10 protein-coding genes and 1 riboswitch are annotated in these 11669 nt (G+C 69.1%); of the genes, 5 read left to right on the top strand and 5 right to left on the bottom strand.

From position 1 onward, the window contains the following. Positions 1-3: 3 nt before the first annotated feature. From M4578_RS03545 to cobO, 5 genes are all read right to left on the bottom strand, one after another. Complete coding sequence (locus tag M4578_RS03545) at positions 4-771, bottom strand: ABC transporter permease (protein WP_258092067.1); 768 nt, start codon at positions 769-771, stop codon at positions 4-6. Continuing rightward, positions 771-1655: an ABC transporter ATP-binding protein gene (locus tag M4578_RS03540; protein ID WP_258092066.1), complete on the bottom strand. Its 885-nt coding sequence runs from the start codon at positions 1653-1655 to the stop codon at positions 771-773. The genes M4578_RS03545 and M4578_RS03540 overlap by 1 nt, the downstream gene beginning before the upstream one ends. Then, positions 1640-2689 (bottom strand): zinc-binding dehydrogenase, encoded by a 1050-nt coding sequence (locus tag M4578_RS03535; RefSeq protein WP_258092065.1) that lies wholly within the window; start codon positions 2687-2689, stop codon positions 1640-1642. The genes M4578_RS03540 and M4578_RS03535 overlap by 16 nt, the downstream gene beginning before the upstream one ends. Next, entirely contained in the window at positions 2674-3750 is a 1077-nt protein-coding gene (locus M4578_RS03530; protein ID WP_258092064.1) for an ABC transporter substrate-binding protein, read from the bottom strand. Before M4578_RS03530 ends, M4578_RS03535 begins: the two co-directional genes overlap by 16 nt. 377 nt (positions 3751-4127) lie before the next feature. Then, the gene (gene cobO, locus M4578_RS03525) at positions 4128-4739 is read right to left on the bottom strand and encodes a cob(I)yrinic acid a,c-diamide adenosyltransferase (RefSeq protein ID WP_258092063.1); all 612 of its coding nucleotides are present in this window, start codon (positions 4737-4739) and stop codon (positions 4128-4130) included. A gap of 38 nt (positions 4740-4777) precedes the next feature. Continuing rightward, positions 4778-4993: riboswitch (cobalamin riboswitch) on the top strand. Positions 4994-5089: 96 nt separating this feature from the next. Between cobO and M4578_RS03520 the strand changes: the two genes are divergently transcribed. From M4578_RS03520 to M4578_RS03500, 5 genes are read left to right on the top strand one after another with little or no spacing between them, the layout of a single operon-like run. Further along, on the top strand, positions 5090-5503 hold the full coding sequence (locus tag M4578_RS03520) for a DUF1636 domain-containing protein (RefSeq protein WP_258092062.1): 414 nt from the start codon (positions 5090-5092) through the stop codon (positions 5501-5503). Next, complete coding sequence (cobW, locus tag M4578_RS03515; protein ID WP_258092061.1) at positions 5500-6555, top strand: cobalamin biosynthesis protein CobW; 1056 nt, start codon at positions 5500-5502, stop codon at positions 6553-6555. Before M4578_RS03520 ends, cobW begins: the two co-directional genes overlap by 4 nt. 48 nt (positions 6556-6603) lie before the next feature. Beyond that, the gene (gene cobN, locus M4578_RS03510) at positions 6604-9909 is read left to right on the top strand and encodes a cobaltochelatase subunit CobN (RefSeq protein ID WP_258092060.1); all 3306 of its coding nucleotides are present in this window, start codon (positions 6604-6606) and stop codon (positions 9907-9909) included. Further along, the gene (locus tag M4578_RS03505; RefSeq protein WP_258092059.1) at positions 9906-11039 is read left to right on the top strand and encodes a cobalamin biosynthesis protein CobG; all 1134 of its coding nucleotides are present in this window, start codon (positions 9906-9908) and stop codon (positions 11037-11039) included. Before cobN ends, M4578_RS03505 begins: the two co-directional genes overlap by 4 nt. Next, complete coding sequence (locus tag M4578_RS03500) at positions 11036-11665, top strand: precorrin-8X methylmutase (protein WP_258092058.1); 630 nt, start codon at positions 11036-11038, stop codon at positions 11663-11665. The genes M4578_RS03505 and M4578_RS03500 overlap by 4 nt, the downstream gene beginning before the upstream one ends. Positions 11666-11669 lie beyond the last annotated feature (4 nt).

Here is an 11669-nt window from a genome sequence, read left to right as displayed (position 1 = left end):
CCCCTACCAGCGCACGATCAGCCGTTCGGCGAGGTTGATCACGCCGATCAGCAGCAGGGTCGCGAGGATCGAGGTGAAGATCGCCGCCCACATCTGCGTCAGGTTGAGAAACGAGGTGGCGATGACGATCACCGCGCCAAGCCCCTCGGTGGTGCCGGTGAACTCGGAGACGATGGCGCCGATCATGGCGGCGGTGACCGCCACTTTCGCACCGGAGAAGAGATACGGCAGGCTCGACGGCAGCCGCAGCCGCAGGAACACCTCGCCGCGCGAGGCGGACATCGCGTCGAACACCTCGAGCGCACCGCGATCCACCGACCGCAGCCCGGTGATCGCGTTGATCAGCATCGGGAAGAAGGCGGCGATGGTGGCGACGATGATATGCGGGATGGCGTTGAACCCGAAAGCGACGATCAGCGCCGGCGCGATCGCCACGATGGGGGTTGCGTTCAGCATCAGCGCCACCGGCACCAGCGCCGGGCCGAGGAAGGGGAACCAGACGATGCAGCCCGCCAGCAGCACGCCGCTCAGCGCCCCGATGGCGAAACCGATGAGCCCGGCGTAAAGCGTGACGCCCAGGTGGAAGACATAAAACCCCGGCCGCTCGATGAACTCGCCCCCGACCTTGCCGAGCGGCGGCAGGATCGAACCGATGGTCAGCGCGACCCATTGCCAGAGCAGCCCGAGGATCGCCAGCACCAGCAGCGGCGCCACAATCGCATAGGCCAGTTGGCGCCCGGTGGCGCCGCTTCGGAACAGACCGGCCGCCATCACGCGCCCTCCCAGCCGGCACGCAGCGTGGCCTTGACCCGCCGCACCAGCTCGCCGAAGGCCGGGCTGTCCTCGATCCCCGCCGGCCTCGGGCGCGGCAGGTCGATGTCGATGATGGAATGGATGCGGCCCGGGCGCGAGGTCATCACCACGACACGGTCCGACAGCAGCACCGCCTCGGCGGCGGAATGGGTCACGAAGATCACCGTCTTGCGGTGCTTCTCCCACAGATCCAGAAGGCGCAGTTGCAGCGCGTCGCGGGTCAGCTCGTCAAGCGCCGAAAAGGGCTCGTCCATCAGCATCATCGGCGCGCCCTGCACAAAGCCGCGCGCGATGGAGGCGCGCTGGCGCATCCCGCCCGAAAGCTGTGCCGGGCGCTTGTCGGCAAACTCGCCAAGCCCCAGCTCGCGCAGCACTTGCATCGGGCGCTCGGGTTTGCGCGCGGTCAGGCGCAGCCGGTCGGCGCGCCGGTTGAGACGGGCCGAAAGCTCGACATTGCGGCGGATCGTCAGCCAGGGCAGCAGCGAGGAGGATTGCGGGATCCACGCGATGTTCTTGCTGCGCGAGGCGTCGAGCGGATCCTGCTTGAAGAGCCGCACCTCGCCCGAGCTCTGCCGATCGAGCCCGGCGATGATCCGCAACAGCGTGGACTTGCCGCAGCCCGACGGGCCGAACAGCGTGACGAACTCTCCCCGGCGGATATGCAGGTTGATGTCGCTCAGGGCGTGAACCTCGCGCCCGTTGCCCTGATAGATGCGGTTGACCCCGCGTATCTCGATCCGGTCGCCTGCCGCGCCGAGGCCGGCGGGGCTGTCGCCCCGCGCCTCCTCTGTCTCGCGCATGGCCGCGACCGGGCCGGGAACCGAGGTCAGTTTGGCATACATACGATGACCTTTCCGAAAAAGTCGTTCGATTGCAGACGCTCCTCGGCCTTGTGCATGTCCTCGAAGGACCAGTAGCTGTCGACCACCAGCTTGAGCTTGCCCGAGGCATAGGCCGCCACCGTGTCGCGCATCTCCTGGCGCGTGTATTTGCCGTGGCCGATCAGGGTGCGCCCGTAGTGGTAGACGCTGGTATCCTTGATCGTCGAATAGCCGTCATCGGTGGTTCCCGACATCACCACGCGCGCCTCGATGGTGCAGGCGTCGATGGCCTGCTGAAGAAAGGCGCCGCCGACGTGATCCCAGACAAAATCTGCCCCATCGCCGCCGCTGAAGTCCCGCGCTTTCTGCACCCAGTCCTCGGCCCGGCGGTCGATCACCAGATCGGCGCCCAGATCATAGGCCTTCTGCATCCGTTCGGGGCCGCTGATCGTGGTGATCACGCGGCAGCCCTGCTGCTTGGCGATCTGGATCGCCGCGATGCCGACGCCCGAATTCGCTCCGGGGATCACCACCGTCTCGCCCGGCTGCACCTTGGCCGCGCCCAGCACCGCGTGCCAGGCGGTGACCGAAGCGACGGGCACACCCGCCAGCTCTTCGAGCGGGATCGTGCTATCGGCCACCTCGATGCAGTTGCGGTCGGGCACCGCGACATATTCCGCCATGCCGCCCCAGCGGCTCGAACCGATGGTGCGCATGGTCCGGCAGTAGAATTCGTTGCCCGACAGGCAGCGGTCGCATGTCCCGCAGCTCACCACCGGGTCGATGACCACGATCTTGTCGCGCAGCCCGGCATCCGCCTCGGGGCCGACCTCGACCACGGTGCCGACAAAATCCATGCCGCAGACATGCGGCAGCGAGAATCCCGCCACCACCGGCGCCTCGCGCTGAAGCAGATCGAGCCGGTTCAGCGCACAGGCGATGACCTTGACGCGCACCTCATCGGGTTTGAGCGCGGGCATTTCGACGTCACGGAGCTGGCGAACCTCGGGTCCGCCATGCTCGCTATAGTACCAAGCCTTCATTTCGCCGGCCATACCAGGGTCTCGCCCTCATAGATCGCATCGACAAAGGCGCCGCTTTGCGCGGTTTCCACATCCGGCACCTCGTCGAGCAGGTTGAACCGCGTGAGGTTGTCCGCCTCGCCCTGCCATTGCTCGGCGCTCTGCCAGCCCAGCGGCTTGCCCGGCACCTTGCTGCTTTCGATCAGCCCGACCTCGGTGGTCCAGCGCAGCCGCGACAGCTCGATGTCGTAACCGGCGGTCGAGAGATCGGCGGCATGGGCCAGCGCCGCGTCGAGATTCTCGTCGGACTCGGTGATCCAGCCGAAGCCCTTGAAGGAGGCGCGCAGGAAATCCTCGACAGCGGTCGGATGGGCCTCGGTAAAGTCGATATTGGCGATCTGGGTGTTGAAGGTCGCCTTCACACCGTAATCGGTGGGGTCCCAGACGGTGATGGCGTGACCTTCCGAGCGCAGCCGGTTGGGTTCGTTCGACTTGTAGGACATCAGCGCATCGACCTGGCCCATGGGCAGGATCGAGGGGTCGTAGCCGACCTGCACCATCTTGACCTTGTCGGTCTCGACGCCCGCCGCGGCCATCATCGCCGCGAGATGCGGGAACGAGGCGAGCTTGTAGCCGAAGATATGGCCTTCGAGGTCCTTCAGCTCCTTGATCGGCCCGTCGGTCATGGTGATGATCGCATCGGCGGCCTGGTTGCCATAGGTGGTGATGCCGATGATCTTGGCGCCGTTGGCGATGCCCGACATCACCACGCCCGGATCGCCCATGCCGGCGATCTGCGCCCGTCCGGCGGACACGAGCTGGATGTTGTCATGGCCCGGACGGATCGTCACATCGAGACAATGCGAGGTGAAATAGCCCTGCATGTCGGCGGCCAGAATGTCGAGGATGCCCGGCGTGGCCGCATAGGCATAGGAGGTCAGGAAGGTGATCTCGCCCGCCGCGCGGTTGAGCGCGCAACGCTCTTCCGAGATCAGCACCTCTTCGGCGGCGGCAGTGCTGGCGGCAAGAGCCGCGAGGGTGGCGGTGAGGGTGGCGGCGCCGCAGGCCGCCGGCAGACAGGTCTTTCGAAGCATCAGGGCTATCCTCTGTTGGAAGCGACAGGAAGTGAGTCTTCTGCCCAAATGAGCATCCAAAATATCTGTATACGCATCATCTTTTCTGTATACAGAACGATAAATATGAGTATCTTTTAAGAAATATGAATTTTTAATCTCTCATCTGCGGCATGCGCACAGCAATTGCGCGCCGCACGAAAACCGGAGGCTGGAAACGCAGCGCATCCGCCCCCCAAGGGCTGGGTCGCGGTCCTCGCGCCGGAACAGAAGACATCCCCTCGGGGACCGCAGAGGCGATCACCGGCAGACTGCGCAAATCGAACGGCCGTACCGCACCCGCCTGCCCGACGCTTCCGCGCCGGGTGCCGGATTCTATGCGCTGCGCGGGTACGGAATCAGAACTCCACCCCGGGCTGCGCCTTCACCCCGGCGCGGAACGGGTGTTTCACCAGCGTCATCTCGGTCACCAGATCGGCGATCTCGATCAGCTCGGGTTTCGCGTTGCGCCCGGTGAGGCAGACATGGGTCATCTCGGGCTTCTCGGCCCGCAGGAAATCCACCACCTCGCCGATCTCCAGATAGTCGTTGCGCAGGGCGATGTTGATCTCGTCGAGCAGCACGAAGCGGATCTCGGGATCGCGGATCAGCGCCTTTGCCCGTTCCCATCCCGCGCGCGCCGCGGCGATGTCGCGCGCGCGGTCCTGGGTTTCCCAGGTAAAGCCCTCGCCCGAGACGACGAAGGTGCAGAGATCGGAGAAACGCTCCTCGATCAGACGGCGTTCGCCGGTCGCCCGGCTGCCCTTGATGAACTGCACCACGGCGCAGGGCATGCCATGGGCGATGCAGCGCAGGATCATCCCGAAGCCCGAGGACGACTTGCCCTTGCCGGTGCCGGTATGGACGATGATCAGGCCCTTTTCCTCGGTCTTGCTTTCCATCATCCGGTCGCGCGCCGCCTTGATTTTGCGCATCTTTTCGGTGTGGCGAGCATTGGTGTCTTGGGTCACGACAGGATCCTCTGGCTTGACAAGGCGGCAAAATGGGGCGCATCTGGCCGCACGCTGGTGCCTGTGTAAACAGGTGAAAAGGGAATGTGCCAGCCCGGAACCCCGGGTCAAGCACAGCCGCCCCCGCGACCGTGACCGGAGAGGTCGCCCAAAGCCACTGGCATCGTGCCGGGAAGGATGGGCAACCGCCGGAGAGCCCGAAAGGCCCTCCGAAATCCGCAAGCCGGGAGACCTGCCAGCGTAAGACGACTTGCAACCGGACGGGGTGTTCCGGTGTCGGGAACGCCGTTCTCGAACGGACTCCTCCCGCCATCTGACCCGCGTCCCATGACCCATGGGACCGAAACGACATGACAACCGCAGAGTGTCCGCCCCCCGAGCGGACCGAACTTCTGGTCTGCATCAAATGCCGGCGCGGCGGCGAGATCCCCGTCGATGCGCGCCGCCCCGGACGGCGGCTTTACGACAGGCTGCGCGACGAACCGCTGCCCGAGGGCGTCGCGCTGCGGGCGGTGGATTGCCTTCAAAACTGCGATCACGGATGCAGCGTCGCCCTGCGCGGCGGCGCGCGCTGGACCTATCTCTACGGCAATCTCGACGAGACCGGCCCGCTGGAGCCGCTGCTCGACGGGCTGGCGCGCTACCACGCCACGGCTGACGGGCTGATCCCCTGGCGCCAGCGTCCGGAGCATTTCAAGCGCAACTGCATCGCCCGCATTCCCCCCGCCGTCTTTTCCGATCCGCTTCAGGAGGCCGAGCAATGAGCGATCTCGCAAAACTCCCCGTCACCGTCATCACCGGCTTTCTCGGCGCGGGCAAGACCACGCTCGTGCGCGAGCTGATGCGCAACCCCGGCGGCAAGCGGCTTGCCGTGGTGGTCAACGAATTCGGCGATGTCGGCGTCGATGGCGAGATCCTCAAGAGCTGCGCCATCCCCGACTGCCCGGCGGAGAACATCATGGAACTGGCCAATGGCTGCATCTGCTGCACCGTGGCCGACGATTTCATCCCCACCATCGAGGCACTGATGGCGCTCGATCCGCGCCCCGATCACATCCTGATCGAGACCAGCGGGCTGGCGCTGCCGAAACCGCTGCTCAAGGCTTTCGACTGGCCCGATATCCGCTCGCGCATCACTGTGGACGGGGTGATCGCGCTGGCCGATGCCGAGGCGGTGGCGGCGGGGCGCTTTGCGCCGGATGTGGCGCGGGTCGACGCCCAGCGCGCCGCCGATGACAGTCTCGACCACGAGACCCCGCTTTCGGAGGTGTTCGAGGATCAGATCTCCTGCGCCGATATCGTGCTGCTGACCAAGCCCGACCTCGCCGGCCCCGAAGGCGTGGCGCAGGCCAAGGCGGTGATCGCCGCCGAGGCGCCGCGTCCGATCCCGGTGGTCGAGGTGGCCGAGGGTGTGGTCGATCCCCGGGTGATCCTGGGGCTGGAGGCCGCCGCCGAAGACGACATGGAGGCAAGGCCCAGCCATCACGACGGCGCCGCGCCCCACGACCATGACGATTTCGATTCGGTGGTGGTGGAGATCCCCGAGCTGGCCGATCCGGCGGCGCTGGTCGGCGCCATCGAAACGCTGGCGCAGGAACGCAACGTCCTGCGCGTCAAGGGCTATGCGGCGGTGGCGGGCAAGCCCATGCGGCTGCTGGTGCAGGCGGTGGGCGCGCGTGTGCGTCACCAGTACGACCGCCCCTGGGGAGCAGGTGAGCCGCGCCGGGGCCAGCTTGTGGTGATCGCAGAGCATGACGATATCGACCCCGCGGCGATCTCCGCCGTGCTGGGCGCGATCTCCGAAGCGGCGGAATGACCTGAGGGCGCCGGGGGCCTCCCCCCCCCGGCGCGACCGGAGCCAGCGATGCACATCCTCTTTCGCGAAAGCCACGGGCTCGAAGAAACCGAGACCCCGACCGACCTGGGCCAGAGCCCGGCGGATCTGGTGGTGCTGTCCTTCTCCGACAGCGATCTCGGCGCCTTTGCCGGCGCCTGGCATCGCGGCGGCGGGCGCGAGGGGCGGCTGCCGACGCTGCGGCTCGCCAGCCTTGCGGCGCTGAAACATCCGCTCTCGGTCGACACCTATGTCGAGCAGACGCTGGAGGGCGCCAAGGGCATCCTGATCCGGCTGATCGGCGGCATGCCTTACTGGGCCTACGGGCTGCAACAGGTGCGTGCGCTGGCCGAGCGCAAGGGCATCGCGCTGGCGGTGCTGCCCGCCGACGGACGCCCCGATCCGCGCCTCGATGCGCAGTCCACCGTGCCGGTCTCGACGCTGCGGCGCCTCGCCCAGCTCTGCGATGCCGGCGGCGTGGTGGCGGCGCAGGCGGCACTGGCACAGCTCGCGCTGGCGGCGGGGCTCTATGCCGGGCCGGTGCGCGGCGCCAAACATGTGCCCGAGGTCGGCGCCTGGCTGCCCGAACACGGGGTCTGCTGCCCGCTGCTCCTGCCCGCGCGCGCCGAAAGCGACAACGCGCCGCGCGTGCTGCTGGTCTTTTACCGCTCCTATCTCGTCGCCGACGATCTCGCGCCTTTGGAGGCGCTGGCGGCGGCGTTCCGGGCGCGCGGCTATGTTGTGATGGGGCTCTTCGCGCCCTCGCTCAAATCGCCCGACGCGGCGGGCTGGCTGCGCCGGCAGGTGGCGCAGCTCGCTCCCGATGCCATCGTCAACGCCACCGCCTTTTCCGGCATCGGCAGCACGGGCGGCTCGCCGCTCGACGCGGGCCGCGTGCCGGTGTTTCAGGTGGCGCTGGCGACCTCCGACCGCAAGGCCTGGTCGGAGGCGGCGCGCGGGCTCTCGCCCGCCGATCTCGCCATGCATGTGGTGCTGCCCGAGGTTGACGGGCGGCTGAGCGGCGGCGTGATCTCCTTCAAGGAGCCCGCCCCGCGCGACCCGGATCTGCAATTCTCCCGCCAGGCGCACCGCCCCGCGCCCGAACGTGTGGCGGCGACGGTCAACCGTGTCGAGGGCTGGCTGCACCTCGCCCGGACGCCGCGCCACGAGCGGCGCGTCGCGCTGATCCTGTCGACCTATCCCGGCAAGGACTGGGCGCTGGGTCACGCGGTCGGGCTCGACGCCCCGGCCTCCGCCCGCGCCATCCTGAGCGATCTCGCGACCGAGGGCTATGACGTGGTCCCGGCGGGGAACGACCTGCCGCAACGCCTGCTGGCGCGCGAGACGGGCTGGGATCTCGACGCCTACAAGGCCGCGCTCGCCACCCTGCCAAAGCCGCTGCAAAACGACCTGCACGAGACCTGGGGCGCGCCCGAGGACGATCCCGACATCACCGACGGCAGCATCCGCTTCGCCGCGATCCGGCAGGGCAAGGCGCTGGTGGCGCTGCAACCGGAGCGCGGCCTGCCCGGCGCGCGCGACGACGAGTATCACGATCTCGCCCGGACGCCGCGCCACGCCTATGTCGCCTTCTATCTCTGGCTGCATGAACAAGCCGACGCGCTGGTTCATATCGGCGCCCATGGCACGCTGGAATGGCTGCCGGGCAAATCCGTCGCGCTCTCTGCCGAATGCTGGCCCGAGGCGCTGACCGGCGCGCTGCCGGTGCTCTATCCGTTCATCGTCAACGACCCCGGCGAGGCGGCACAGGCCAAGCGCCGCATCGGCGCGCTCACGCTGGGCCATATCCCACCGCCGCTGCGCCGCAGCGGCACGCCGCAGCGCCTGTCGCGGCTCGAAGCGCTGCTAGACGAGTTCTCCAATGCCGACGGGCTCGACCCGAAACGCCGCGACCGGCTTCAGGAGGACATTCGCGGCGAGGCGCAGGCGCTCGGCGTCGAGCGCGATCTGGGGCTCGACCGCGCCTCCTGCCCACATGAGGCGATCACCCGCATCGACCGCTTCGTCTGCGACGTGAAGGACAGCCAGTTCGGCGAGGGGCTGCATGTCTGGGGCCGCGACGCGCGCCCCGGCACCGGTTTCGAGACCGGCCCCTCGACCCGCGCCGAACGGCAGTCGCTGCTCGACGCGCTCGATGGCAGGCGGATCGCGCCCGGCCCTTCGGGCTCGCCCTATCGCGGACGCAGCGACGTGCTGCCCACCGGGCGCAACCTCTTCACCACCGATCCGCGCTCGGTGCCCACGCGGGCGGCCTATGCGCAGGGCGGCAGGCTGGCCGAGGAGCTGATCCGCCGCCACCTTCAGGACGAGGGCGATTACCCGCGCGGGCTGGTGGTCGATCTCTGGGGCTCGGCCACCATGCGCACGGCGGGCGAGGATTTCGCCATGGCGCTGCATCTGCTGGGGGTGCGCCCGGTATGGGACGAAGGCTCGGAGCGGGTGAGCGGCATAGAGGTGCTGCCCATCGCCGAGCTCGACCGTCCACGCATCGACGTGACGCTGCGGGTCTCGGGTCTGTTCCGCGACGTCTTCCCGACGCTCTCGGCGCTCTACGGACAGGCGGTGCGGGCACTGGCGGCGCGCGACGAGGCGCCCGACTGGAACCCCTATGCCGGGCGCGACGATCTCGCCCGGGTCTACGGGCCCGCGCCGGGCAGCTTCGGGCTCGGCATGGGCGCATCGCTGGAGGAGTACAGCGACGCGGCCCGCCGCGCAGCGGGCGAGGCCTGGCTCGCCGCCAGTGCCTGGGCGCTCGACGGAGACCACGCGCAGCGCGACCTGCCGGGCATCCATGCGCGCGTCAGGCAGGCCGAGGGCTTCGTCCATAGCCAGGATCTGCCCGAGACCGATCTGCTGCTCGCCGCCGATTACGCCGGGCACGAGGCGGGTTTCGCCGCCGCGCAGGCCGTCGCCGGAGGCGACGCCGCACTCTATCACCTCGACAACACCGATCCCGACCGGCCCCGCGCCCGCGCCCTGCCCGAAGAGATCGCCCGCGTGGTGCGCGCCCGCGCCGCCCATCCGGGCTGGATCGCGGGCATGCGCGACCACGGCTTTCGCGGCGCCGCCGAGATCGCCGCAACGCTCGATCACATGGCGGCCTTCGCCCATCTCTCGGGCGCCGTCGCGCCGCATCTCTTCGATCTCTACTACGCGGCAACGCTCGCCGATCGCGACACCGACCGCTTTCTGCAAGAGGCCAACCCCGAGGCGCGCGCCGCGATGCTCGCGCGGTTCCGGGCACTGCTTGACGCCGGGCTCTGGCAGACGCAAAGCAACTCGCTCCGCATGCAACTCATGGAGGACGACGCATGAGCGAGCCACAGGTCAAGGGATGGTGTCCGGGGGCGCTGCGCCCGATGATGTCGGGCGACGGGCTGGTGATCCGCGTGCGCCCGCGCCTGGCCCGGCTGGAGGCGGCGCAGGCGCTGGGGCTCTGCGATCTGGCGCAGCGCTATGGCAATGGCAGCCTCGATCTCACCAGCCGCGCCAATCTCCAGATCCGGGGTGTTGCGCCCGACGATCATAAGCCGCTGATGGCGGCGCTCGGCGGGCTCGACCTGCTCGACACCGATCCCGAGACCGAGCGCCGCCGCAATATCCTCGTCACGCCGTTCTGGCAGCGCGGCGACCGCAGCGCGCGGCTGGCGCGGGCACTGACCGAGGCGCTGCCGGATCTGCCCGAGCTGCCCGCCAAGGTGGGCTTTGCCGTCGATACCGGGGCGCTGCCGGTGCTGGTCGACGCCCCTGCCGATTTCCGTTTCGAGCGCAGCCAGGGCGGGCTGCTCCTGCGCGCCGATGGCTGGGCGCTGGGGCGCCCGGTGACCGATGACAGCGCGATCCCCGCGCTGATCGAGCTGGCGGAATGGTTCGACGCCCATCGCAGCCCCGAGCGCCGCCGCATGGCGCAGGTGCTGGCCGCGACGCCGCTGCCCGACGCCTGGGCCAGCACCGCGCCAAAACCGCGCGCGCCACTGCCGCAGCCGGGGGCGCATGCGCTCGGCGCGCTGCTGGGCGCCCCCTTCGGCCAGATCGGCGCCGAGCCCCTCGCCCGCCTGCTGCACGAGACCGGCGCCCCGGCGCTGCGCCTCACCCCATGGCGGCTCTTCCTGCTGGAAGGCGCGGCGATGCCGGAAACGGACGAGTTCGTCATCGACCCCGGCGATCCGCTGCTGCGCGCCGATGCCTGCGCCGGCGCGCCCTTCTGCCCCTCCGCCAGTGTCGAGACCCGCGCGCTGGCCCGTGCGCTCGCCCCGCGCGTCCCGGGGCGGCTGCACGTCTCGGGCTGCGCCAAGGGCTGCGCCCGCGCGGCCCCCGCCACGGTCACCCTCACCGGCCGCGACGGGGTCTTCGACCTCATCCGCGACGGCTGCGCCGGCGACACGCCGCAGCGGACCGGCCTCACCCCATCCGATCTTCAGAGCAACAGCGAATGGCTGCGATGACCTATACATATGAAACCGACGGCGCGGCGATCTACCGGCAGTCCTTTGCAACGATCCGCGCCGAGGCCGCGCTCGGCGGCTTCGCCCCCGACGAGGAACAGATCGCCGTGCGGATGATCCACGCGGCGGGCATGGTGGGGCTGGAGCGCCATATCCGCTTTTCGCCGGGCTTTGCCGAGACGGCCCGCGCCGCGCTCGAAGACGGTGCGCCGATCCTCTGCGACGCGCGCATGGTGAGCGAGGGCATCACCCGCCCGCGCCTGCCCGCCGGCAACGCGGTGATCTGCACGCTCCAGGACAAGCGCGTGCCCGACCTTGCCGCCCGCATGAGCACCACCCGTTCCGCCGCCGCGCTGGAGCTGTGGCGCCCGCATCTGCGCGGCGCGCTGGTGGCCATCGGCAACGCGCCCACGGCGCTCTTTCATCTGCTGAACATGCTCGAAGACCCGGATTGCCCGCGGCCTGCAGCGATCATCGGCTGCCCGGTGGGCTTTGTCGGCGCGGCAGAAAGCAAGGCGGCGCTCTGGGCCGACCAGCCCGAGCCCTGCTGCATCGTCGAAGGCAGGCTCGGCGGCAGCGCCATCACCGTCGCCGCCATCAATGCCATCGCGAGCCGCGCCGAATGAACGC

This window comes from Salipiger pentaromativorans, from assembly GCF_024721115.1.
GTDB classification, from domain to species: Bacteria; Pseudomonadota; Alphaproteobacteria; order Rhodobacterales; family Rhodobacteraceae; genus Salipiger; species Salipiger pentaromativorans.
Note: the sequence above shows the minus strand (reverse complement) of the source record. Positions and strands in the feature narration are given on the sequence as shown.